Genomic DNA, 26,926 nt, shown 5'->3' with positions numbered 1-26,926 from the left:
TGTTAAAGATGTAGCGAAGTGGTTTAAAAAAGGAGATCATTCAATTTTAAAGTTGATTCATCATGATATGAATTGCCAAATATTTGATAGAGTGATGCCTATTTTGACATTCTTTGGAGGATTATTATTTTCATGTATATTGCCAATAGCATTGATCGTAATAGATAAAAATAATTCAAAACTGGTGGGATTTGAACTTATAATGACATTAGTATTAAGTGCAATAGTTGTTCAAGTTTTGAAAAAAATAGTTGGAAGAATTCGGCCATTTAATCAATTTGACGATGTAAATAATTTGCATTCAGAACTTAAGGACTATTCATTTCCATCAGGTCATACTACAGCTGGATTTGCAATAGCTATGACACTAATGCTTAATATTCCGGGAATGAAGATTCTACTAGTGATAGCACTTGGAATAGCTGTGTCTAGAATTTATTTAGGAGTTCATTTTCCTACGGATGTTTTATTTGGAGCTATAATAGGATGGTATACAGCATCCGTGGTTCATATTATGTTTTGGAATGATGTTATTGGTTATTTTAGATAGAAGTAAAAAAGGAAGGGGAAAGTCATCGTGACTCGATATATTCGAAGTGTTGTTTACGTAAAAATGAAAACTGGAACTCAATTGATATTGGTTTAGTTTAAATTTGAAAAAATATTATGTAAACAAAATCGATATTGGAGGGCACGATGTTAACAAAAAATTATAAAAAAAATATTAATATTCATTATGCATTTTCATTTTTCAAATTCCTAGATTGTACACAAGGAATTTGGATGATTTATTTGGCATACAGAGGATTATCGCTTACTGAACTTGGCATACTTGAAGGCTTTTTTCACTTAGTTTCATTTACAATGGAGGTTCCGACAGGTATAATAGCGGATCTATATGGTAGAAAAGTAAGCAGGTTGATTGGACGGATTTGTAGTGTTATAAGTACGTTGCTTATGATATTCTCTTCAAGTTTTATTGGGTATCTATTTGCATTTGCTATAACGGCTCTTTCTTATAACTTAGAGTCAGGTTCTGGTGAAGCGTTAGTGTATGATAGTTTGAAACTTGATGGAAAATCAGATGAGTATATGAAAGTTGTTGGCAAAGAAGAAGTAATATATCAGGTAAGTGCTATATTAGCCAAATTGATTGGTGGTTATCTAGCGACAATAGCATATAAATGGGCGTTTTACATGACATTAGTTATGGGATTGATATCATTTGTGATAGGGTTATTTTTTGAAGAACCAGTTATTTCAGAGAAGAAAGCTGAGATAAAATCACCATTTAAATCAATGAAAGAACAACTTGAAAAGAGTATACAAGTCATAAAAAATAAGCCTAAAATTGCTGCGTTTATAGTTTTAGTGGAATATATATCGACTATGAATGCTTGCTTTCACTATTACCTTCAGAACTATTGGAAGTTAAAAGGACTTAGTGAGTTAGATATGGGTATAATATTTGCTGTATCCGGAGGTGTAGGGGCAATTGTTGCAATGCATACCCACAAATTAGAAAAGAAAATTGGAGATAAAAAATTAATAGCACTTTGTTCAGCTGTAATACTAATTATGGCGTTGTTTATAGGATGGAATTCATGGACTATAGTTGGCTATGTTGGCATAATGGTTTTTGAATCGGCGTTATTTATAGCTACGAGCACTTACATTCAAGAGTTAATTCCAAGTGAGCAAAGAGCATCTATTATATCGTTACAGAGTATGGCATTTAGTTTTATGATGATAATAGCATTTCCGCTAGTTGGGAAAATAGCAGAAATATATTCATTGGAAATTAGTTTTAAGCTCATAAGTACGGTTGGAGCGGCAGGTATACTATTTAATTATTGGATACTGTATGGAAATAAAAGAAAATAGAAAAGGTACTATCTGATAAAATCAGATAGTACCTTTTTTAATGAAGTGAAAAAATCTATATACTAATGTAATTCTTTTATGAGAAAAAGCTATTCTATAAAATTTGATGCTTAATAAATTTATAGGATAAGAGGTGAAATTGTATCCTATAGTGGCTAGTGCTTTAAGAAACTTGCGATTCTTTATACTGCAATTTATAAAGAGTGTGGTACATACCGTTTTGTTTTAATAGTTCTTGATGCGTTCCAATTTCTTTTATCTTTCCATGATGAAGAACTATTATTTGATCAGCATGTTGAATGGTTGAAAGTCTATGAGCAACAACTAAGGTTGTTCTGCCTTTCATTACTTTTGTTGTTGCATCTTGAATTAAAAGTTCAGTTTCTGTATCAATATTTGAAGTAGCTTCATCAAGTATCAATATAGATGGACTAAAAGCAAGTGCTCTAGCAAAAGAAATAAGCTGTTTTTGACCAGAAGATAAAGTAGCTCCATTTTCAACAACCATATGATTATAGTTATCATTAAATTTAGATATAAATGTATCTGCATTTACAAATTTAGCAGCTTTTCTAGCAGTATCTGAAGAAACATTAGGGTCATTTAGATGTATGTTTTCTTCTATAGTTCCGGCAAACAAGAATACATCTTGCAATACTGAATTTATTTGAGATCTCAAATAGTCAAGGTCATAGTCTCTTATATCTATATTGTCAATTAGGATTTGACCTTTTTGTATATCGTATAACCTCGTTAACAAACTCATTATAGTTGTTTTTCCAGAACCTGTAGCTCCAACGAAAGCAGCTGTTTGTCCAGGTTTTATTACAAAAGAGACATCTTCTAATATCCATTCTTTGTCATAAGCAAAGTAAACGTTTTTGAATTCTATTTTTCCATCAAAATTTGATTCTAATATTTTAGACCCGTTTCTTGGAATTTCTTCTTTTGTATCTAGAATCTGAAAAACTCTTTCTGATGAAGCCATGGCAGATTCGAGTATGTTGAATTTTTCACTTAAATCAAATATAGGCCTAAAAAGTTGTTCGGTATAGTTTATGAAGGCAAATAAAACCCCAAATGGAAGTTCATTTCGAAGGACTTCTCCTCCACCAAACCAAATCAATAAGCATAAGCTCATAGTATAAATAACATTCATAGATGGTCTAAATATAGCAAAAATCAAAAGTTGTTTGACACTTGAATTATAGTGATCCCTATTTTTGTCGTGGAATCTATTAAACATCTTTTCTTCTTGACCAAAAATTTGGATTACGGACATACCAGTTATGTTTTCGCTTAGTGAAGCATTTATAATACCTAGTTTTTTCTTGACTTCTAAAAATGACTTTCTCGCAAATTTTCTAAAGATGAAAGATAATAATATCAACAAAGGAATAGTTGATAAACATATGAGGCTTACTTTCATGTTTATTTTTAGCATGATACCTATTGTTCCAAGTATTAAAAGCATATCTTTAAGCAGAGTTATCAATACATCTGTGAATAGCTCGCTTATATTTTTCATATCGTTAGTAGCACGAGTTACTAATTTACCTATTGGATTTTTATTAAAAAATGATAAAGAAAGCTTTTGTATGTGAGCAAAGATTTCAGCTCTCAAATTGTATATTACTTTTTGACCAACATAGTTTAATATATATATTTGTGCATAGTTAAATATAGCTGCACTAGTTAGAACTATCAAAAATATAATTGTTATGTTAAAAAGTTTTGATAAATCATTTTTTCTGAGGTTATCATATTCAAGCTTTGACAACTGCTTGGCGTTAAATGTTTCTTCAGATGAGTGTACAATAACAGACGAGTTATTAAATTCCACAGATGAAATTGGTTTGTCTGCGTTTGATGCATCTATTAAAAGAGGAGAATTATCATATATCAAGAGTTTATAATCTTTACCATCATATGAAACTATTTCATTTGATGGTGTTATACAATCATCAATTGCTATTTTTATTAAATATGGTCTTGCTAAATCAGCAGCAGTTGATAGAAAAACAAATAGTAGACAAATCAATAAAAGTGAAATATATGGCTTAGCATATTTTAGTAATCGTAAGAATATATTATGTGAACGTTTGGTTGACATATTAGACCTCCTTAGACAAAATGTCTTCTAGCTGTTGCTTTTCATATAAATCTTTATACAAACCGTTTTTAGTAACTAACTGTTCATGATTACCGCTTTGAATGATTTTACCTTCATCTAAAACGATTATGTGATCTGCATTTTGGAGAGTCGACAATCTATGCGCTATTAAGATAGTGCTAGAATCGTTAGTATTTATATTTAAATGATATAGAATCTGTTCTTCAGTACTAGTATCTACGGCAGAAAGACTATCATCAAGAATCAATATCCGAGGTTTTTTTATGAGAGCCCTAGCAATAGATAGTCTTTGTTTTTGACCACCAGATAGATTTACACCTTTTTCTCCAAGTATAGTGTTGAAACCATTGGGAAATCTATTTATTTCATCCAAAATCATTGCGTTAGAACATGCTTTTTCCATAGAGTCACTTGTAGTGTTTAATCCTGCAAAATTCAAATTATCTTCAATTGATGTAGAAAATAAAAATACAGATTGAGGAACATAACCAATTTTTTCAGTTAAAATTTTTAAAGGGTAATGTTCTATCGGTGTTTGATCTATAGTTATAGAACCACTGTAATCTGTAAATCGTCTTAGGAGCAAATTGACTAGAGTTGTTTTACCCGAGCCAGTTCTCCCAACTATTGCAAGTGTTTTGCCAGCTTCTAATTTAAATGATATGTTTTCGAGCGCTGGGAAATCTGAATTAGGATATGAAAATGAAACATTTCTGTATTCTAAGGTTCCATCAAAATCGTTAATGGAAAAATCAGCGGCTCTATCAGTTACTTCAGGCATAGTTTCAAGTATTTTATTTATTCTTTTCATTGAAGCCATTCCGCGCTGTAATATATTTACGACGAATCCTATCGCCATCATAGGCCATGTTAGAAGGCCAAGATATGTTACAAATGAAACAAATTGTCCAAGTGTGATTTGAAGATTAATTACCATATAACCACCTAAAGACAGAGCTACAATAAAGCTAAGAGATGAAACGAATGTCACCATTGGCATCATAAACCCAAATAGTTTAACTAAATTCATATTTTTTCTTAGATTTAAATCATTTACATCGCAAAAATCATTATTTACATTTCTTTCTTGTACAAAAGATTTTATAACCCTAATTCCAGAGAAATTTTCCTGAACCTTATTAGTTAGTTGGGAAAATGCTTCCTGAACATTTTTGAATCTGTTTTGAACCTTAGGCCCGAACAGGCCAATTAATATTGCTATTATAGGTAGTGGTATAAGAGCGATTAACGTTAAAGTCAAATTTATGTTTATAGCCATCATAAATATAGTAGATAGTGTCAAGAAAAAAGCATCTACGGCCATTACAATACCACCGCCAAAAGCCATTCTTACAGCTTGAATATCATTAGTAGCATGAGCCATAAGATCACCAGTTGTAGAGTTGTGATAAAAGGTTTGAGACAGAGTTTCTAAGTGCTTAAAGAGTAGTTCTCTTAATGAAAATTCTAATTTTCTTGATGAACCGAATATAAACATTCTCCAGCTGAATCTACAGATAGCAACTCCTATGGCAACTGAAAAAATTATTGCTATGTAATAAATAAAATCATTTTGATTGAGTTGGTACGATTGAAGTTTGTCAGTAAGTATACCTAGAACTTTTGGCATAATCAATTGTAAAATATCCGCACCAAGTAAAAATATGATACCTAAAAAATAGTTTATCCGATTTTCTTTTAGAAATGGAATTAGAAATCTAAATGTGTTTTTGAAATTCTTAAAAGATTTAGTAATCATATGTCCTCCCAAATATTTAGTAATGGTAATAATTAAAGTATATCATTATTAAATATAATTTAAAATACGAATAGAGTAAAGTGAGAAAACTCTTCATAATCATTTTAGATATGATATAATTGATGATGAAATTTAAACTTGAGATTGGGGAAATTTGGTGAGATTCCAATATAGTCCCGCTACTGTAATGATCTAAAAGATACGAATCAGACTACCAATTTCAGATTTAAGCGCAGAATCACGAGGATGATAAAAACTACGCTTTGCGTATTTTTATGCCATCAAAAAAAGTAAAGAGGTGTAAAATATGAAAAAATGGAAATTAGGATTGAATGTTATTGCTATCAGTCTTTTGATGTCGACGCACGTATTTGCAGCTAATGTCGTAAATTTATTTGTAAATGGAGAGCACATAGAGACTTCAGTTTCGTCAAAAATTGAAAATGGTAGAACATTAGTGCCGCTTAGGGCTATAGCAGAAGCTCTTGGAGCAGAAGTTAGTTGGAATCAAGAAAATCAAACTATAAAATTGGCAGAAGATAGCAAAAATATAGAATTAAAGATAGGTAAAAAGACAGCGTTAGTAAATGGTGAAAGTGTAAGTTTAGAAATTGCTCCTAAGGTCGAGTCTGGTACGACACTTGTTCCAGTTAGATTTGTAGCAGAAAATTTAGATAGCGATGTGAAATGGAATGAGAAAGAAAGCGCTGTAAATATAAATGATAGTATGCCTATTGGAAAAGCAGATTTAGATTATGCAACTAAATTTGAAATCGAATATTTGGGAAATGGTAATAAAAAAATAAAGGATTCTTTAGAACAGGAATTTTTACTAGTTCCAAATGGCAATCAGATACCAGATGGTTATGAAAATTTGAAGGTGATTAGAACGCCTATGAAAAATGTTATGGCTGGTTCTACAACTCAAGTGTCCATGTTAAATGCACTTGGTTCTATGGATGTTGTTACAGGAGTTACTAATCCAGCTGAAGTATGGACAATTGAAGAAATGAAAAATAAGATATTGGAAGGCAAGGTATCCAATGTAGGAAATGGTATGAGCATAAACTTTGAATCGTTAGAATTACTTAAACCAGAGCTTATACTTATGACATCAGCATGGGATGATAAAGCAAAATATGATGAGCTAGGTTATAAATATATTGGCTGCTTCGATTATGAAGAGAACAGGGCATTTGGAAGATTAGAGACGGTTAAGTTTTGGGGCGCTCTTCTAAATAAAGATAAAGCTGCTATGAAATATTATGATGAACAAGTAGAAAAACTTGAGCATTTAAAACAGAGGATAGATGGAATTGAGAATAGAAAAAAGATTGCTTGGGGAGCGTATTCAACATATTCTAAGACATACAATATAGCACCAGGAGAATCATATGTAGCAGAGATGATTGATCTTGCTGGAGGAGATTATTTAGGAAAAGCTATTACTAAAGATCAAAAAAATGTAAGCGCGGAAGAATACTATTTGAAGTTTAAGGATGCGGAAATAATGATTTCATCTTCTATGCCACAGTATGGAGGACCAGATTCTATTAAATCACTGGTTGAAGAGACACCACTTCTTGAAAATGCAAAGTTTGTTAAAGAAAATAATGCTTGGTATCAAGCACCTAATTTTTATCAAGATTTAGCTCACACTTATGATTATATAGAAGATTTGGCTATGATGTTCTATCCGGAATTATTTGAAACACAGGATATTAATCATTTTGTAAAAATGAAGAAATAGCATCTTTAAAAGAGCGCTTTTGCGCTCTTTTCTATTTTTATATTTAGGGGGAGAGAGCATGAAAAACAGAAATACATTCTTACTATTTGTTTTTTTGGCATTTATATTAATTATAAGTTTTTTAGCTGGTATTATGTTTGGAGCAGTGAAAATACCGTTTAAAGATGTTGTAGATACATTGATAAATACTGGTAATGGGAGTAGTGATTTTTCATCAATTATTTGGAAAATTAGATTACCTAGGGTTTTTGGAGCGCTTATTTGCGGAGCAGGTTTGGCAACAGCAGGTATATTGTTACAAATTTTGTTTAAGAATCCATTGGTAGATTCTTATATATTAGGTATATCCTCAGGAGCATCTCTAGCTATGGCTTTGCTGATACTTGGCGGAATAAAATTTGGATTTGAGAAAATATCATCACCGATACAGGTTGGAATAGCTTTTGTTGGAGCGATGATTGTTATGATTGTGGTGCTTTTGGTTTCAAACAAAATTCAGAATAGTCTATCGCTTTTGGTAATAGGTCTCATGATGGGATACATAACAAGCGCTATAACAAGCAGTCTAGTAGCTTTTGCAGAAAAAGAGGCATTACACGGATATGTTATTTGGACTATGGGAAGTTATAGTGGTATGTCCTGGGAAAAGATTTTTGTATTGTTAAAAATTTTGAGTCCGCTGATAGTGATTGTGATATTATTAGCAAAACCATTAAATGCTTTTGTATTAGGTGAGAATTATGCTAGAAGTATGGGAGTAAATATAAAGAGAATACGAGGAATAATAATACTTATATCGAGTCTTATAACTGCAATTATTACAGCTTTTACAGGACCAATTTCATTCATTGGATTAGCTGTACCTCATATTACACGCCTTGTATTTCGAACATCGAACAATAGAGTGTTAATACCAGGAGTATTGTTTTTAGGGGCTATTATTTCTATTTTTTGCGACATGATGTCTAGGGTATTATTAGCCCCTGCAGAGATCCCACTCAGTGCTATGACAGCCGTTATAGGAGCGCCTATAGTGATATATTTGATATTGAAAAGGAGGTCTCTTGTATAATGTTGATAAGTATTAAAGAGCTAGTAGTTGGATATGGCGAGGAGAAGGTCATTAATGCATTTAGCATGGATGTAGATAGAGGTAATTTGGTATCGATAATGGGTTCAAATGGATCAGGAAAAACTACATTGATAAAAACATTAGCTAGAATGCTCCCTAAAATAGAAGGGCATGTAGAATTAGATGGTAAAAATATAGAGTCATATAGTGAAAGAGATTATGCAAAGAAGATATCGTTAGTGTTGACAGAAAGACCACAAAACAATCTTTGTACAGTTTACGATTTAGTTGCATTAGGAAGGTATCCTCATACTAGTTTTTTGGGAAATTTAGATGATAAAGACCACAATATAATAAGAGAATCTTTGGAATTAGTTGGAGCGATAGAGCTATCTGAAAGACTCTTTTCAGAATTGAGTGATGGTGAAAAGCAAAAAGTTATGATTGCGAGAGCCTTAGCGCAAGATACAGAAATTATAATAATGGATGAACCGACTATTCATTTAGACATTAAACATAAAATAGAAGTACTGACGATTATAAGAAGACTTTGTAAGAAAAAAAATATAACAGTAATAGCATCACTTCATGATATTGATTTAGCATTAAAAAACAGTGATTATGTTTTGTTTGTAAAAGACAGGGCGGTAATTGGCTATGGAACACCGGAGGCACTTGTAAACGAACATGCAGTTGATTATATTTTTGATATAGAAAAAGCTACATACAATAAAACACTTGGAACATTGGAGTGGAAAACAGTATTGGCAAATGAAGATATGCAAGATATATTTGTAATTGGCGGTGGTGGGTATGCAGCTGATATTTACAGGATGCTAAATAAAATTGGTTATTCAGTAATTACAGGGGTCTTGAATGAAGAAGACATTGATGCAATTATAGCTAAATCAATTGGTTTTAAAGTTGTTGAAGAGGAACTATTTATGCCTATAAGTAATAATAAATTGTCAGAAGCAATGGATTTAGTTAAAAATGCAAAAGTAGTTATTGATACTGGTGTGCCTTTTAAAGGCAATTATAAAAAAAATGAAGAATTGCTAAGAGCAGCAGTCAATCAAAATAAAAAGATTATAAGTTTTTGTCAGGATAGAACTATATTAAGAAAATATGCGAATTTAGAACTTACAAATTTGGATGCATTTTATAAGAAGTTAAAAGATTTGTATTAAAAAAAAGAACACACTTTGAAAGAAATTTTTTTGAAAAAATGAAACCTACTTATTGAGTGGGTTTCGTTATTTTTTTTGTGTGTCAGTGCGAAATATGGAATAAAATGACTTGTAAATCTAGGGGTTATTTATTAAAATGGATAAAGTAAAACACAAGATATAGTATATAGAGGAGGCCGAAGCATGATAAGAAGAATACAAAAGAGAAATGGCGATATTGTAGATTTTTGCATGAAGAAAATAGAAGATGCTATTTTTGCAGCAGCAAAAGCAGTTGGTGGCAACGATAAAATTGAAGCATCGAGATTAGGACATATGGTGGCTAATATAGTAGATGAAGCATATGGAGTGGGTATTCCAACAGTTGAAGATGTACAAGATGTAGTAGAGAAGGTTTTGATAGAAGAAGGTCATGCAAAGACGGCGAAGGCATATATTCTTTATAGAGATCGTAGAAATGCACTAAGAGATCACAATAATTTATTTATAGATGCAGAAAATTTGATAGATGAGTATATATCATTAAAAGATTGGAAAATTAATGAGAACTCAAATATGGGTTATAGTCTACAGGGACTTAATAACCATATAGTAGAAGAGATGACAAAAAAATATTGGCTTAACAAGATTTATCCAAGAGAGATGAGAAGATATCACATAAATGGTGATTTACACATACATGATTTAGGTTTATTGGCACCGTATTGTTGTGGATGGGATCTGGAGACATTGTTATTGGAAGGATTTACTGGTGTAACTGGTAAAATTCAATCAACTCCAGCGAAACATTTACAGACATTTTTAGGTCAATTAGTAAATTGGCTGTATACTTTACAGGGAGAAGCAGCAGGAGCTCAAGCTGTTAGTTCATTAGACACTTATGCAGCTCCATTTATATACTATGATAACTTAGATTATGGTCAAGTTAAAAAAGTTGTTAGATCGTTTATTTATAATTTAAATGTACCTACAAGGGTTGGATTCCAAACTCCATTTACAAATGTAACACTAGATATATCACCACATCCAATGCTTAAGAAACACAATGTTATAATAGGCGGTCAAATTCAAGATAAGGTATATGGAGATTTCCAAAAAGAAATGGATCTTTTCAATAAGGCATTTTGCGAAGTCATGATGGAAGGTGATGGAGCTGGACGTAGTTTTAGTTTTCCTATTCCAACTGTAAATATTACTGAAGACTTCCCATGGGATTCAGATACGGTTAACAATATAATGGATATGACTAGAAAGTTTGGTACTCCTTATTTTGCTAATTTCTTAAATAGTGATATGAAACCAGAAGATGTAAGAAGTATGTGTTGTAGATTGAGACTTGATAATAGAGAGCTTAGAAAAAGGGGCGGAGGATTATTTGGTGCAAATCCACTTACTGGGTCAATAAATGTAGTTACATTGAATATGGCTAGGATAGGATACCAAGCTAAGGATATTCAAGATTTTAAACGTAGAGTTAGAATGCTTATGGAAACAGCTAGAGACATATGTGAATTGAAGAGAGAATATCTTGAAGCGTATATGGAGAAGGGACTATATCCTTATTCTAAACACTATTTGAGAGGTGTAAAAGACATGCAAGGCGGGTACTTTAAGAATCATTTTAGTACTATTGGATTAAATGGTATGAATGAGGCATGTCTTAACCTTTTAGGGGAAGATATAACAACTGAAGAGGGACATGAATTTGCTGTTGAAATTATGGACTTCATGAACAAAGTTATAGCAATATTCCAAGAAGAAACAGGCAATTTATGGAATTTAGAAGCAGCGCCAGCAGAAGGGGCATCATATAGATTTGCTAGACTGGATGTTAAAATGTTACCTAGAATAATAACTGCCGGTGACAATGAACCGTACTATACAAATTCTACTCAATTACCAGTAGGACACACAGCTGATTTATTCGAAGCATTAGATTTACAAGAAGGGTTGCAATCAAAGTACACTGGTGGAACAGTATTTCATGGATTTATCGGTGAAGAGATTGAAGATGTAGAGGTCGTTAAGCAATTAATAAAGAAATCATTTGAAAATTATGAGATACCTTATTTAACTATTACACCAACATATAGCATATGCATGGAACATGGTTACTTGAAGGGAGAGCAATGGACTTGTCCTGAGTGCGGAAAAGACACAGAGGTTTGGACTAGAGTAGTTGGCTTCCATCGTCCGGTTCAAGCATGGAACAAAGGTAAAAAGCAAGAATATAGTGAGCGAAAGGCGTTTGAAGCGGATAAAAGTTTGACTAGTGAAAAAATAGAGAAAAAAGAAGTGATCTAAAAATGAAAATAGCTGGTATTCAGAAGACTTCATTTATTGATTATCCAGGCGAACTAGCTACAGTGCTATTTACTTCAGGATGTAATTTTAGATGTCCTTATTGTCATAATTCTGAGCTACTAAACCAAAATTATGAATTGGAAGATAAAGATTGGATTCAGTGGCTTAAATCGAGGCAAAAAAATATAGACGCTATAGTGATTTCTGGAGGAGAGCCTACATTGCATAGTGACTTAATTGAATTTTTGAGAAAATTAAAGCAAGAGGGATTTAAGGTAAAACTAGATACAAATGGTTCGAATCCTAAAATGCTGAGACAGATTATTCAAGATGAATTGGTTGACTATGTGGCGATGGATTTAAAAGGGCCTGCTAGTGTTTACTTAGATTTTTCAAAAGATGTAGAAATGTTTGAAAGAATAAAAGAATCTGCCGATTTGATTATTAAAACAGCCCCTGATTATGAATTTAGAACTACTATTACAGAAGAGCTCTTAAATGATCATGATTTTGAAGAATGTATTGATATAATCAATGGTGCTAAGAAATTTTATTTACAAAAATTTAGAGATGGAGATCAGGTTTTAGCTGGTAAAGGAAATCTAAATTGTGTGAATGATGAACACTTAAAGAGTTTGGAAACATTATTTACTAAAAGATTTGATTATTTTAAAATTAGATAGGAAAGAATTATAGTTTAAAATTCCGTATGTTTATACGGAATTTTTTTGCAAAATAATGGTAAAGGTATTTGGATATATTGTCGATAATTTTAGGAGTGAGTGTTTAGACTTGAAGAAATAAAAATAGGTTTATATTTAAATATATTCCAGAAAGAATTGTCATAATGAATAGTTTTTGGGTATAATAAAAGTGAGATGAATGGAGAATAATAAGATTCTCTATAAGTAGGAGGGGAGCAGATTGGATAATAACGAATATTTGGGCGTATTTTTGGATGAATCGCATGAGCATTTGCAATCGTTGAATGAAAATGTGCTATTATTGGAAAAAAGTCGAGATGATAAGGATATTATTAACGAAATTTTCCGTTCGGCCCATACATTAAAAGGTATGGCTGGTACTATGGGTTTTTCGAAAATGTCGAGTGTAACTCATAAAATGGAGAATGTTTTAGATTTGATCAGAAATGGAAAGCTAGAGGCAACCGAGTCTATTATTGATTCCATATTTGAATGTCTAGATGTATTAGAGTCAATTGTTGACAATATAGAGTCTATCCAAGAAGAAGGGGAAGTGTTTGTAGACGAGCTAGTTGAAAAACTTCTTGCAATCCAAGAGGGTAGAGATGTTGAGAGTAGTGATGATGACAATGACAATGCTGAAGTTGACGATGAATCTGATGAAGAATCGGACGGTGGAATTGAATTAGATAACTACACTAAGGCTGCTTTGTTTAAGGCTATAGATCAGGGATTAAAAGCTTGCCAAATGAAAGTGGTAGTTGAAGAAGGCTGTGTAATGAAAGCTGTAAGAGCATATATGGTCTTTAAAGAAATTGAAGAAACATTTGAATCTGATATAGTTAAATCATTACCATCAGCGGAAGAAATAGAGAATAATGATTATGGTGATGAATTTTACGTTTTATTTGTGACAGAACATGATATAGATGAAATTGCTAAAAAAGTAGGCGAAATAGTTGAAATCAGCAGTGTCTCTGTAAAACTTATAGATGATAAAGATTTAGGCGATATGTCTATGGATGTTTCAAGCGAGGAAGCTGATGAACAAGAACAGGTAGAAATTGCTGAAGAACCTAAAGAGCAGGAATTGATTCAAGAAACTGTAGAAATTAAAGAGGAAGTTAAAGCTCAAAAAGTAGCGGAAGCGAAAAAAGCAAAGCCAGAATCAAAAAAAGCTGATACAAAGAAAAAAACTGGGGCAATTAATAAGACAGTTAGAGTTGATATAAATAAATTAGATAATTTAATGAATTTAGTTAGTGAGCTTATTATAATAAAGACTAGATTACATGATATTACTGTTATTGAAAATGTTAGTGGCTTGCGTGATTCTGTTGAATATCTAGAGCGAATAACTACAAGTCTTCACAATAGTGTTATGAATGTGCGTATGGTACCTATAGAGAAAACATTTAGTAGATTCCCTAGAATGGTAAGAGATACCTCTAAGAAACTTGGAAAACAGGTTAAGTTTATAACAAGTGGTGAAGAGACTGAACTTGACAGAACTATTATTGATGAAATCGGTGATCCACTATTGCATATCGTTAGAAATTCATTAGATCATGGATTAGAAATGCCAGAAGAGCGTGCAGCTGCAGGAAAGAGTGATATGGGTACTCTAGAGATGCATGCATATCAAGAGGGAAATTCTGTATTTATAGAGTGCTCCGATGATGGTGGCGGAATAAATGTTGAAAAAGTAAAGCAAAAAGCCATAGATAAGGGTCTTATTACTGAACATGAAGCTCAAGAAATGAATGATGATGAAGCGGTTGATTTGCTATTTAGAGCTGGTTTTTCAACAGCACAGCAGCTTTCGGATTTATCTGGAAGAGGTGTTGGCTTAGATGTTGTAAAAACTACTATTGAGAGTTTAGGCGGAAATGTGAGTGTTAAAACTGAACTTGGAAAGGGTTCGGTGTTTACTATCAGATTACCTCTTACACTAGCCATAGTGCAAGCGCTAATGATGAGATCAGGAAGCGAAATTTATGCTATGCCACTTGATACGGTAGAAAGTGTTGAAACTATAGAAAAATCAACAATTCATCAAGTTACAGGAAAAGATGTTGTTGTATTTAGAAATAAAACTATTCCTATTTACAGATTGTGCGAGTTGCTAGAAGTACCAGATGCTATGGAAGAAACTGAGGAACTTACAGTTGTTATGGCTAAGAAAGGTAATAAAACAGTTGGGGTTGTAGTTGATTCTTTAATTGGACAACAGGAAATAGTAATTAAAACATTGAAAGCGGAGTTGAAGCGTTCTAAATTGGTAAGTGGAGCAACTATTCTTGGTAATGGTGAAGTTGCGCTAATTATTAATCCAGCAGAGCTTTCATAAGGAGGGACGAGCATGGAAAGTAATAAGTATGTAATAGCTAGAATTGGCTCGGAAAAGTACGGAATTAACATCACGGAAGTACAGACTATAGAGAAATTTATGGTGATATGTAGAGTTCCAAGGTCAAAAACGCATATGCGTGGTGTAGTTAATTTGAGAGGAGAAATAATTCCAATCATTGATGCTAAGACTAAATTCGAATTGGGACAGACTGAAGGAAATGATGAGTCAAGAATTATAATTATAGCTAATGATGAGGGTAAGACAGGATTATTAGTTGAAGGTGTAAATGAAGTAGAAGAGATTGATAAGGATAATTTAGAAAATGTCAGAGAACTAACCATAGGTGATGAAACTAAGAAGTTTGTAAGTGCTGTTGGTAAGATAAATGACGGAGAGGACATTATACTTATATTAGATTTGGAAGAAATGTTTAAGGATCAATAAATTAAATAAAAAAACTGCCGCTATAGCGGCAGTTTTTTTAATTTTCCTGTATTAATTGTACTTCGTACATTTCGCAATTATCACCTTTAAACGAAGTACAATGACCATTCGCATAGTGTATGCAAGTACATACATTACAAACTTTCAAACAAAGAAAATCAGATTCGCAAGTGTTGTTTGTAGTTCCTTCATTTTTTTCTAACATTAAAATTCCCCCTCAAATAAAAAACTAAATGTTCCGTGCAATTTTTAAATCTTATACATTCATTATACCCGCAAAACAGGATTAAAACAATAATTTTTATATTGCACAATGAGCATAAAATGAAGGAAAAGTTGCTTTTGACTAAAAATAACCTTTAGACAAATGAATTATTTAGCTTTATATATTGCAAAAACGAATAAAATAGATGAAGTTTACTAGATTGTTAAATACTTCTAAACTTGGGTATAAAATTATAAGATGAAATTAAAGCTTTTTTTAAGCGTCAAATATATCTGAGGAGGTAGCTGTATGAATGTGTCGTTTGGGATTATTACTAAAAATTTTACAACTCCAGGGACTTTAGAATTGTTTTTAGATAATGCTGAAAAATATGGACATCGAGTACATAGCGTAATAGTAGCTTATTCGTTTGATTGTGATTTTAAAATGGTAGAACGATTACAGGGACGGGTAAAGATAGAACTCATAAAGATAAATCAAAATGAGGGCATGGTAAAAGACCTTTTAGAATACCGAGTTTCTCAAAAAAGTTGTGATTTTATTTTGAAATCACAGGAATTAATTGATTTTGGGATGGTACCTTACGGCAAAAATAGAAATAATGTTTTAGTTAAAGCAATTTTGAACAAAACAGACGTTCTTCTATTTATAGATACTGATGTATATCCTTATATTTTATCTAAAATAGAGGATGAGCGAGAGCAAGTTGATATAGATTTTGTAGGCGAGCACTTGAATTATTTGAAAAAAGAAAATGTCGATATTACAACTAGCGATTATTCAGGGTATTTCATAATACCAATGATGAAATTTGAAGGAATGAAAGATTTATTTAAGGGAATACAAAAAGAAATGATGTATGAACGGGTTCAATCATGTAGAGAAGATAGTTGTTTGGTTTTTGGAAAACCAGTAAAACGTGATGTATTTGAAACTAATAAAGTACTTGGTGGAAATTTGGGAATTAATATAAAGGAACTTAAGCATTTACCACCATTTTTTTCAGATGTTTTGGTTGTTGATAACAAGCCTTATTTAACTCGAGGGGAAGATACTTTATTGGGATTAGCAGTTAACCGTGGAAACAGGAAGTGCATAGATATAGATATGAAAATTTTTCATGATACATTTAATAACTATCCGTTTAAACCAGATATAATAAATGACAAAAACATTACAGATAGATTTTTCTATGCTTGCATGGGATGGATAGGCAGAAACCCATTTTTAAATTGGATGCATAAAAGAGATATAAATGATGTTTATGAGAAGCAGAGAGAAGCTTTGATAAGAGGAGAACAAGCTATAGCTAATTATTTGAAAGATGACAGATTTTTGAAATTATCAGAGGCTTTAGATATTTCTTATGGGCAATTAGATTATATGATTGACAGATATAGAGATACTTTAGATTCATGGAGTGAAATAACAACTAAATTATTATAAGAGGAGGAGCAATTGATGAAAATTCTTATGATCAATCATTTTCCATTGGAAGGATCAGGTAGCGGTATTTATACGAGAAATATAGCGAAAGAATTGGCTGAAAGAGGTAACGAGGTAGTTGTAGTATTCCCAGAGATTGAAAAAGTAAACTATGAAGGATTTAAATCTGTACCAATTATATTTAGAGGAAAACAAGATCAAAAAAGTTATGATGTTGATTTTAATTTTCCTTGTTTTACAAGTCATCCTAGAAGTAATTATACATTTTATGACATGAATCATGATCAAATTGAAGAATATATTTCCATATTTATGAAAAAAGTAAAAGCGGAGATTGAAGTATTTAAACCTGATATAATTCATGCACAGCATTTGTGGCTAGCGCCATATATTGCGAGTCTAACCAATATACCATATGTTGTTACAGCGCATGGAACTGATCTGAAAGGTTTTAAGAAAGATGGTAGATATCACAAATACGCATTAGAAGGAGCAAAGAAAGCGGAAAGAGTAATAACAATTTCGAAGCAGGTTGATAGAGAGGTTGAAGAATTATATCATGTGCCTCTAGAAAAAAGGACTAGAATAATGAATGGGTATGATGATGGATTGTTTGTGATGGACGAGACTATAGACAGATATGAGATACTAAAATCATTTGATATAAAGGAAGAACCAAAATATATTATTTCTTTTGTTGGAAAGTTGACTCATTTTAAGGGAGTGGATGTTTTATTAAAAGCAGCTCATATATATGAGAAAAGATATGGACACACTGTTCTTACGATAATAGCTGGCAATGGCGAATTGTATTCAAAATTGAATAAACTGAAATCAGATTTGAAACTTACTAATGTTCATTTTCTGGGACATGTGTCTCAATCTGAATTAGTTAAAATATACAATATAGCAGATGTAAGTGTAGTGCCATCGAGAACTGAACCATTTGGACTTGTTGCGGTAGAGGCTCTAGCTTGTGGAACTCCAGTGATTGGAACGAATCAAGGCGGATTGCCTGATTTTATAAATGAAGATGTAGGGGCACTTATTCCGGTTGAAGATGAATTGGAGTTGTCGAAAAAAGTTGTAAATGAGCTTGAAAGAGTAGATAAAGAAGAGCGAAGTAAGTACTGTAACAAATATGCAAAAGAAAATTTCTCTTGGAAAAATTCTATTGGAGAATTAGAGAAATTATACCAAGATGTCTTAAATAAAAAATAACTATCGAGGAGGAATTATTCATGAGGACTAGTGTTGTAATACCGACATATTGGGGAAGAAAAAAAGGAGAACCTTGGCAGGAGGGAGATGCAGTTTACGACCATCCTACTTATATAGATGGAGAAGATACGCTTGGCAGAACTTTGGAGAGTATGAAAGGATTAAATGATAAAAATTTTAAACTAATAATACCCATCTGTCCAACTACAAGAGAAATCGAAGAAGTTGCCGAAAAGAGAGTTAGGGAAATCGTAGAGAAGGCAGAATTAGATATTGAAACCTATTTATTTACTCCTAAGAATGCTAGAGCAATAGAAAAATTATTGAGAGAAAAAGGCTTGCAAGAATCAGCACTTGATCTTTTAGAGTTAAAAGGATATTCAAATGTTAGAAATATGTGTTTGTATTCGGCTCATATATTGTCATCAGATGTTACCATTTTGATAGATGATGATGAGGTTTTTGAAAAAGCAGATTTTATAGGTAGAGCGACAGAATTCATAGGAAAGAGATTGTATGGTAAAAGTATATTTGGAGTAGCTGGATATTATTTAAATAAAAAAGACGAATATTATGATGATGTTGACATGAAAGCTTGGATGACTTATTGGGATAGATTTGGAAGCAAGGCTAAAGCTTTCGATAAAATAATATCTTGTGATCCAAGACTTAAGCAAACACCATTTGCTTTTGGTGGTCTAATGGTAATTCACAAAAATATGTATAGAATAGTGCCATTTGATCCAAGTATAACTAGAGGAGAAGATATAGATTATCTAATGAATGCAAAGATGTTTGGATATGACTTCTTCTTGGATAACACTTTAAATATAAAACATTTGCCACCACCAAAAAATCATCCAATATGGAAACGATTTAGAGAAGATATTTATAGGTTCTTGTATGAAAAATCGAAAATAGATAATCAATATGAAACTGCGAATATGAGAAAGGTTACAGCAGAAGATTTCGAGCCATATCCGGGAGATTTTTTGAAAGAAGATTTGGAGGATAAGATTTTTAAAACTAATATATTATTAGCTCTTGATTATCTAGCACAGGGAGAAGTTGAAGCGTGTAGAGAAGCGATTAACAATATTTATTTGAGTAAATATGAAGCAATTCCTAAGATGGACACATTTACAGAATACAGAAAAATTCAAAAAGCTTGGGAAAAACTAATAGAAGCAACGGTTACGTATAGACGTGAAATTAGGGGGATAATAGAAACTAATAATTTGACGAATGATGTCAAGAGAATAGACCCTGCTCATTTCAAAGATTTAAGTGCAGTTGAAATAAAAGATATAATGAAGAGTATGCCAGAATTTAAAGAATTTAGCGATTTTGAACTTTCAGAATTAGCGCAAATAACTTATATAAAAGCATATAAAAATGATGAGGTTATTTTCAAAAAAGGTGACAAAGATTCTAGGCTTTATATAATATTACGCGGATGTGTTAGAATTGTAAAGAGAAACGATATGGGAGAAGAAATACCATTGTCTAAGATTTGTAGTAGAGGAATCTTAGGAGAAACAGCGATTGTTAATGAAGATCATCATGTAGATGCAGTTGCGGATGAATTTGTTGAGCTATTGACTGTAGATCAAAAAGATATAGAAAAATTAATACAAAAAGATCCTAAGGTTGGAAATAAGATATTGTTTATGTTCTTAGATAAGCTATTCTTCAAACTTAGCAATACTAATGAGCTAGTTAAACAGTTTGTTATGAAAGATACAGAACAAATTAAGACAAATGAATAAACACAGTTGAGATAAATTCATGACAAAATAAAATTAAAATGATACAATTATAAAAGGAGATTTGTATACAAATCTCCTGTGTTTTTGAATAAATGGAAATAAATTCGCATATAGGAGGAGGTAAAAATGAGAGTAAGAAAAGCAGTTATACCAGCGGCGGGATTAGGAACTAGATTTTTGCCAGCAACCAAAGCACAACCCAAAGAAATGTTACCTATAGTTGATAAACCGGGAATTCAATATATAGTAGAAGAAGCTATTAAAGCGGGAATAGAGGAAATACTAATTATAACAGGTAGAAATAAAACATCTATAATCAATCATTTTGATAGAGCTGTTGAACTTGAACATAATCTTAAAGAAAAAAATAAAATAGAATTGTTACAAAAAGTCGAAGAAATAACAGATATGGCTAATCTTCACTATGTTAGACAAATAGAGCCAAAAGGATTAGGGCATGCTATATTGTGTGCAAAGACATTTGTCGGAGAAGAACCATTTGCAGTACTATTAGGTGATGACATTGTACATTCTGAAGAACCATGTGTTAAACAATTGATAAATGTTTTTGAAAAAGAAAGGGCGTCTGTACTAGGAGTTCAAACGGTTGATCCAAGTCAGGTAGACAAGTATGGGATTGTTGATGGTGAAAAACTATCAGATAGAACATATAAAGTAAATGATATGGTAGAAAAACCTTCTGTAGAAAATGCTCCTTCTAATGTAGCTATACTAGGCAGATATATACTTACACCAAAGATATTTGAGTTATTAGAAAAAACAGAACCGGGTAAAGGCGGAGAGATTCAATTGACAGATGCCATAAAGGCTTTAGCTGAATTTGAAGATATATATGCATATGATTTTAAGGGTCAACGCTATGATACTGGAGATAAACTAGGTTACCTGAAAGCTACTGTTGAATTTGGGATGCAACACGAAGATGTTGGAGATGCTTTTAAAGAGTATCTTAAGGGCATATGCAAGGAGATATAATATGAACGATATGAATATGATATTTGAAAGAAGAAGTGTTAGAAAGTTCAAGGATGAGGATGTTAAAGATAAAGATTTAACAAAAATGATTGAAGCGGCTATAGAGGCTCCTTCTGCAAAAAATCTTCAAAACTGGCATTTTGTTATTTTGAAAAACAGAGATATGATTGCGAGATTAGAACAAATAGTACTTGAAAAGAATGAAGAGTTGAGCCAATTTTTAAATGGTGAGCAAAAAGAAAAGTTTGTTAAATTTTCTAAATATGCTACTATATTCAAAAATGCTCCAGTTACGGTACTTGTTTATGCAGGAAATTATAATCCAACAGGTTTAGACCTAGTTAGAAAATCGGGAGATTTAAAAACCGCAGAAATTATAGAAAAGGCAGCGCCAGGAATACATGGGGTTGCAGCAGCAATTCAGAACTTTATGCTTGCAGCTAGCAGTTTAGGTTATGGAACATGCTGGATGACAAGTCCAAATTATGCAATAAAAGAAATAGAGTCGTTTATAGGACTTGAAAAAGAGGGGTATCACTTGGTTGCGATAACGCCGCTAGGAGTTCCTGAATATATCGGTAAAAGACCTCCAAGAAAATCTATTGATGAGGTAGTGACGATAATTAAATAATAGAAAACACTGTTGAGATTTTGTTATATAACTAAAATTTCAACAGTGTTTTTGTTTAAATGATTATAAAAGTCTTATTCCTTTTTCTTTGCAAATAGATTGCATATCTTCAGGCCAAATCGAGGCTTGAACTTCACCTATATGAGCTTTTCTTAAGAAAAACATACATATTCTAGATTGTCCAATTCCACCACCCATTGTTTGAGGAAGTTGACCTGCTAATAATTTTGAATGGAAAGGAAGAGATGCTCTTTCAGAACAACCTTCTATTTCTAATTGTTTAGTCAATGCTTCGGCATCTACACGAATACCCATCGAAGAAAGTTCCAAAGCTATATCTAAAACTGGGTAATAGAATATGATGTCTCCGTTTAAAGTCCAATCGTCGTAGTCAGGAGAACGACCGTCGTGTTTTTCGCCAGAAGCTAATTTTCCACCAATTTTCATGATGAAAACAGCTCCTTTTTCTTTAGCTATTTCATATTCTCTTTCTTTTGGAGTTAAATCTGGAAAGCGACTTTCCAATTCATAAGTTGTTACAAAAGAAATATCTTCAGGCAATATTGGGTGAAGAGTAGAGTATTCAAGAGAAAGATAAAGTTCAGTTCTCTTAAAAACTGAATAAATTTTTCTAACAGTTTCTTTTAATTTTTCTTCTGTTCTATCAACCATTGGTATTATTTTTTCCCAATCCCATTGATCAACATATATAGAATGAATGTTATCTAAATCTTCTTCACATCGTATAGCGTTCATATCAGTATAAAGTCCTTCATATAATCCGAAATCATATCTATGAAGAGCCATTCTTTTCCATTTTGCTAAAGAGTGTACTATTTCTGCATGGCAAGAGTCGGCGTCTTTGACGTTGAAACTAACTGCAGATTCTGTTCCGTTTAAGTTATCGTTTAGCCCAGTTTCTGGTCTTACAAATAGTGGTGCTGAAACTCTTGTAAGGTTTAATGTTTTAGATAGTTCCTTCTGAAAGAAATCCTTAGTTTTCTTGATAGCTAGTTCTGTTTCTCTTAGTGAAAGAGATCCTTTATAGTCTTTTGGCATAATTAGTTTTTCCATTAAAATCACTCCTTAAATTATGGTATAAATAAAAATATAAGTGCATAAGCATCCGGACGCTTGCAAAATAATATTTTTGGGTATAAAAAAAGTCTATCATCCCACATATGGGACGAAAGACTGAACTTACGCGGTACCACCCAAATTATTTTAAAATAAAATCACTCATCGATACGGAGACTAGAGCTCGATATCTACCAAAAATAACGGTTTGGAACCGGCTGTGCCTACTTCGTAAAAGTTTCGGACAGCTGCTCAAAGGTGTTCTTCCATTGGGTATCCGTATCGAACTTTCACCATCATCGACTCGCTAAAACTACCAACTCAACGTACTCTCCTTGTCACTGCATTTGTATATTTGATTTATATAGATTATATAGCAGCACTTTGCTTTAGTCAAGCAAAAAAATAAAAAAAATATAAAAAAATATAAAAAATTGATATGTTGGGTATCTAATAAAAGTGAGGAGGCGGTCATATGCTTACAAATAAGGAGTTTTTAGAAATATCACAATTTGTAAAGTTAAATTACGGTATAAACTTAACGGAAAAGAAGAGAGCATTAGTTGCGGCAAGGCTTGAAAATTATATTGTAGAAAAATCATATGATTCATTTTCGAGTTATATGAATGCGGTTAGAAGTGATGAATCGGGTAATTTAATGAAAGAGTTTTTGAATAGAATAACTACAAATCATAGCTATTTTTGGAGAGAAAAAGAGCACTTTGAATACTTTAGAAATGAAGTATTACCATATTTGAAAAAAGTAAAAAAAGATAGAGACCTCAGAATTTGGAGTGCTGGGTGCTCTTCAGGACAAGAAGCATATACTTTAGCTATGATTATTGATGATTTTTTTGGAAAAGAAAAAACACTTTGGAATACACAAATATTAGCCACAGATATATCAGATAAGGTACTTGCTGTAGCTAGAACCGGTTCTTATAAAAAGGATGACGTAATGGAAGTACCTAATTATTATTACAAGAAGTATTTTGATAAATTGACAAGTACAGAGGTCAATATAACAAATAAGTTAAAGGATGAGGTTTTGTTTAGAAGACTTAATTTATTAAGCGACTATAGGTTTAAAAAGAATTTTGATGTCATATTTTGTAGGAATGTTATGATCTATTTCGATTTTCAAACTAAGCACGAGATTATGAAGAAATTTTATAATGTATTAGATAGTGGAGGTCATTTGTTTATAGGTCACTCTGAAAGTATTGACAGAAACATAGTTCCATTTAAGTATGTAAAACCATCAATATATGTAAAGTAGGTGAAATGATGATTGGAGAATTTGAGAGAAATCCTATGTTTTTGGCAAAGGTACTTGAAAGCATCGGAGATGGATTGATTCACACAGATGCAGGTGGAAAAATTATTTTTTACAATCCTAAAGCACTGGAGATATTGAAGACTGAAAAAAATTTACTTGGGAAAAATATTCGAAATGTATTAAAAATATATGATTATAAAGAGAATATATTGATCGAAAATATATTTGAAAAAGTTTTGGAGAATGGTCAAATAATGCATTTAAAAAGGAATTCGGTTATATATGATAATCATGGAAATGCATATTATTTATCCGCAAATTGTACTCCTATAATAATTGGTGAGAAGATATTTGGTATGGTTGTTGTTTTTCGAGATGTTTCTAGATTGGTAAAGAACGAACAACAACTAAGAACGCTTTCGAGAGCGGTTGAACAAAATCCGACATCTATACTAATAACAAATACTAATGGACAGATTGAGTATGTGAATCAAAAATTTGAAGAAATAACGGGGTATTCTTTTCAAGAAGTAGTTGGAAAAAATCCAAGTATATTGAGATCATCCTATCATGATAAAAATTACTATAAAGAATTGTGGAGTACTATAGAAGGTGGAAAAGCCTGGCAAGGAGAGTTTCTGAATAGGAAAAAAGATGGAACGCTTTATTGGGAGAAGGCGTGGATCACCCCTATAATCGATCATGATGGTGAAGTAACTAGTTTTTTAGGTATAAAACAAGACATAACAGAATCTAAAAAAATGGCAGAAAAATTAAGAGAGCGAGAGGCTCGACTAAATACAATAACGAAAAATATGAAAGATGCTATTATCCAAACTGATGATCTAGGAACAATAGAATATGCTAGTCCATCAACGGAACGCCTGCTTGGTTATAATTACAATAAAGTTATAGGAAAACCAGTACATGAATTTATTCATCCACAAGATAGAAGCTGGCTTTCACAACAGAAAATCGGTAAAAAAAATTTAGATGAAGTTGTGGAAATAAGGGTTAAAACGTTTGGAGGACCGTATATTTGGATAGAGGCGGCAATAAATGAAATTGAAGAGGAGGGTATAAAAGGAAAGATATATTCTTGTAGGGATATAACTATTAAAAAAGATGCACAGGAAAAATTTAAAAAGGCAATGGAAGTTGCAGAACATGCAAATAAAGCTAAAAGCCAATTTCTTGCAAATATGAGCCACGAAATAAGAACGCCAGTCAATGGAATAATTGGTATGACCAATTTAACACTGATGACAGATTTGACAGAAGAGCAGAGAGAAAATTTAGATTTGGTAAAAAGCTCTGCTGAAACTTTAATCAAATTGATAAATGATATATTGGACTTTTCAAAAATAGAAGCTGGAAAAATAGTTCTTGAAAAGATACCATTTAATCTAGAAAATTTGATAAAGAAGATTATTAGTAGTTTTAAATTCAAATCGGATGAAAAAGGTTTAGAGTTGAAATACAATATTCATTTTAGTTGTGAAAATAATTTTATTGGCGACCCAAATAGAATACAACAAATACTAAATAACTTACTGAGTAATGCACTTAAATTTACAGAGTTTGGCAGTATACAAGTAGATGCTAGACTTAAGAGCAAAAGGAATAATGAAGTTGTTTTGGAGTTTGAAGTGAGAGATAGTGGAATTGGAATAGCTGAGCACAATTTAGATAGATTGTTCGAAAGTTTTAGTCAGGTAGATGGTTCAATAACTAGAAGATTTGGAGGGACAGGATTAGGACTTTCTATTACTAAACAATTAATTGAATTGATGGGTGGAAGCATAGAAGTAGAGAGCGAAGAACATGTTGGTACTTGTTTTAGATTTTGTATAAACCTAGGATCGAGTGATGTGAAAGCTGTTGAAGGCGAGGATGATTTTGTAATACCAAAAGCGCTGAAAAAATTGAAAGTTTTGCTTGTAGAAGACGATCAAATAAATCAAATGGTTACATTAAATTTAGTTCAAAAACAAGGGCACCAAATACTATTAGCTAATAATGGAGTAGAAGCACTAGAACTATATGAAAAAGAATATTTCGATATAATTTTGATGGATATACAGATGCCAGAAATGGATGGAATCGAAGCGACAAAAAGAATTAGAGCTATGGAAAAAGATATTGAAAATCATGTTCCTATAATTGCAATTACAGCTCATGCGTTGCAAGGTGATCGGGAGAGATTTATAAAAGCTGGAATGGATGATTACTTGTCAAAACCACTGGAAGTTTCTAAATTTTACGATGTTATAAATAAATATACTAGCTACTATGCGGATAAGATGGAGAAAGAAAATGTTCAAATTGATGAGTTAGTCCAAAAAGCAAAGGATAGTATAAATAAAAAGAGGAATACAGCAGAGATTGCTATCATAGGAAGTAGTTTAAAACAAACGCTTGAAGTCTTGGGAAATAAAGTACAGAATTCAAATAACTTTGGAGAAATAGAAAATTTGGCAAAAAAAGTAAAATATTTAGCTGAAGAGGAAAATCAGATGACTATAAAGAAATATGCATTTAAAATACAAATGACATCGAGGAAACACGATGTAGATGGATGCAAAGAATTGTATGAAGAGTTAGAAAAAAATTTAAAGAGAGCTTGACAAAAAAAGACCTAAATGATAATATGTATCAAAAGATAATAATTATCATTGGAGGTGTAA

General features: G+C 32.0%; 20 protein-coding genes, 1 riboswitch and 1 other annotated feature. Of the genes, 16 read left to right on the top strand and 4 right to left on the bottom strand.

Annotated elements, in window-relative coordinates; genetic code table 11:
• On the top strand, positions 1-550 hold a 550-nt coding region (locus N4A40_13560; protein MCT4662885.1), incomplete at its 5' end, for a phosphatase PAP2 family protein.
• Between the two features lie 146 nt (positions 551-696).
• Entirely contained in the window at positions 697-1,884 is a 1,188-nt protein-coding gene (locus N4A40_13555) for an MFS transporter (GenBank protein MCT4662884.1), read from the top strand.
• A 163-nt stretch (positions 1,885-2,047) separates the two neighbouring features.
• Here N4A40_13555 and N4A40_13550 read toward each other — a convergent pair whose 3' ends face one another.
• Positions 2,048-3,997 (bottom strand): ABC transporter ATP-binding protein/permease, encoded by a 1,950-nt coding sequence (locus N4A40_13550; GenBank protein MCT4662883.1) that lies wholly within the window; start codon positions 3,995-3,997, stop codon positions 2,048-2,050.
• Between the two features lies 1 nt (position 3,998).
• Positions 3,999-5,777 carry an ABC transporter ATP-binding protein/permease gene (locus tag N4A40_13545; GenBank protein ID MCT4662882.1) on the bottom strand — a complete coding sequence of 593 codons (1,779 nt, stop codon included), beginning with the start codon at positions 5,775-5,777 and terminating at the stop codon, positions 3,999-4,001.
• 124 nt (positions 5,778-5,901) lie between these two features.
• A riboswitch (adenosylcobalamin (AdoCbl) riboswitch) is annotated at positions 5,902-6,042 on the top strand.
• Between the two features lie 42 nt (positions 6,043-6,084).
• Here N4A40_13545 and N4A40_13540 point away from each other — a divergent pair.
• From N4A40_13540 to N4A40_13510, 7 genes are all read left to right on the top strand, one after another.
• A complete protein-coding gene (locus N4A40_13540) occupies positions 6,085-7,527 on the top strand; it encodes a stalk domain-containing protein (GenBank protein ID MCT4662881.1) in 1,443 nt (480 codons plus the stop codon).
• A gap of 58 nt (positions 7,528-7,585) precedes the next feature.
• Positions 7,586-8,599, top strand: a complete 1,014-nt coding sequence (locus N4A40_13535) for an iron ABC transporter permease (protein ID MCT4662880.1) — start codon at positions 7,586-7,588, stop codon at positions 8,597-8,599.
• Positions 8,599-9,789 carry an ABC transporter ATP-binding protein gene (locus tag N4A40_13530; GenBank protein MCT4662879.1) on the top strand — a complete coding sequence of 397 codons (1,191 nt, stop codon included), beginning with the start codon at positions 8,599-8,601 and terminating at the stop codon, positions 9,787-9,789. Before N4A40_13535 ends, N4A40_13530 begins: the two co-directional genes overlap by 1 nt.
• A gap of 183 nt (positions 9,790-9,972) precedes the next feature.
• Positions 9,973-12,093: a ribonucleoside triphosphate reductase gene (locus tag N4A40_13525; protein ID MCT4662878.1), complete on the top strand. Its 2,121-nt coding sequence runs from the start codon at positions 9,973-9,975 to the stop codon at positions 12,091-12,093.
• Between the two features lie 2 nt (positions 12,094-12,095).
• Complete coding sequence (locus N4A40_13520; GenBank protein ID MCT4662877.1) at positions 12,096-12,776, top strand: anaerobic ribonucleoside-triphosphate reductase activating protein; 681 nt, start codon at positions 12,096-12,098, stop codon at positions 12,774-12,776.
• Positions 12,777-13,017: 241 nt separating this feature from the next.
• On the top strand, positions 13,018-15,147 hold the full coding sequence (locus N4A40_13515; GenBank protein MCT4662876.1) for a chemotaxis protein CheA: 2,130 nt from the start codon (positions 13,018-13,020) through the stop codon (positions 15,145-15,147).
• A gap of 12 nt (positions 15,148-15,159) precedes the next feature.
• Positions 15,160-15,594 (top strand): chemotaxis protein CheW, encoded by a 435-nt coding sequence (locus N4A40_13510; protein MCT4662875.1) that lies wholly within the window; start codon positions 15,160-15,162, stop codon positions 15,592-15,594.
• 37 nt (positions 15,595-15,631) lie between these two features.
• Here the strand turns inward: N4A40_13510 and N4A40_13505 are convergent, their stop codons facing one another.
• A complete protein-coding gene (locus N4A40_13505) occupies positions 15,632-15,799 on the bottom strand; it encodes a hypothetical protein (GenBank protein MCT4662874.1) in 168 nt (55 codons plus the stop codon).
• A gap of 309 nt (positions 15,800-16,108) precedes the next feature.
• On the opposite strand from N4A40_13505, the gene N4A40_13500 reads away from it, so the two are divergent.
• From N4A40_13500 to N4A40_13480, 5 genes are all read left to right on the top strand, one after another.
• Positions 16,109-17,266: a hypothetical protein gene (locus N4A40_13500; protein MCT4662873.1), complete on the top strand. Its 1,158-nt coding sequence runs from the start codon at positions 16,109-16,111 to the stop codon at positions 17,264-17,266.
• 15 nt (positions 17,267-17,281) lie between these two features.
• Entirely contained in the window at positions 17,282-18,487 is a 1,206-nt protein-coding gene (locus tag N4A40_13495) for a glycosyltransferase family 4 protein (protein MCT4662872.1), read from the top strand.
• Between the two features lie 20 nt (positions 18,488-18,507).
• Entirely contained in the window at positions 18,508-20,256 is a 1,749-nt protein-coding gene (locus tag N4A40_13490; GenBank protein ID MCT4662871.1) for a cyclic nucleotide-binding domain-containing protein, read from the top strand.
• 126 nt (positions 20,257-20,382) lie between these two features.
• Positions 20,383-21,252 (top strand): UTP--glucose-1-phosphate uridylyltransferase GalU, encoded by an 870-nt coding sequence (galU, locus tag N4A40_13485; GenBank protein ID MCT4662870.1) that lies wholly within the window; start codon positions 20,383-20,385, stop codon positions 21,250-21,252.
• 1 nt (position 21,253) lies between these two features.
• Positions 21,254-21,883: a nitroreductase family protein gene (locus N4A40_13480; protein ID MCT4662869.1), complete on the top strand. Its 630-nt coding sequence runs from the start codon at positions 21,254-21,256 to the stop codon at positions 21,881-21,883.
• Positions 21,884-21,946: 63 nt separating this feature from the next.
• Here the strand turns inward: N4A40_13480 and asnA are convergent, their stop codons facing one another.
• Entirely contained in the window at positions 21,947-22,957 is a 1,011-nt protein-coding gene (gene asnA, locus N4A40_13475) for an aspartate--ammonia ligase (GenBank protein ID MCT4662868.1), read from the bottom strand.
• A 105-nt stretch (positions 22,958-23,062) separates the two neighbouring features.
• Positions 23,063-23,311 (bottom strand) — a binding site (T-box leader).
• 124 nt (positions 23,312-23,435) lie between these two features.
• Here asnA and N4A40_13470 point away from each other — a divergent pair.
• Positions 23,436-24,239 (top strand): protein-glutamate O-methyltransferase CheR, encoded by an 804-nt coding sequence (locus N4A40_13470; GenBank protein MCT4662867.1) that lies wholly within the window; start codon positions 23,436-23,438, stop codon positions 24,237-24,239.
• An 8-nt stretch (positions 24,240-24,247) separates the two neighbouring features.
• Positions 24,248-26,866 carry a PAS domain S-box protein gene (locus N4A40_13465; GenBank protein ID MCT4662866.1) on the top strand — a complete coding sequence of 873 codons (2,619 nt, stop codon included), beginning with the start codon at positions 24,248-24,250 and terminating at the stop codon, positions 26,864-26,866.
• The last annotated feature ends 60 nt before the right edge of the window (positions 26,867-26,926 follow it).

The sequence above is a fragment of the Tissierellales bacterium genome (assembly GCA_025210965.1).
Classification (GTDB): Bacteria; Bacillota; Clostridia; order Tissierellales; family JAOAQY01; genus JAOAQY01.
This window is presented reverse-complemented; position numbering and strand designations above follow the sequence as displayed.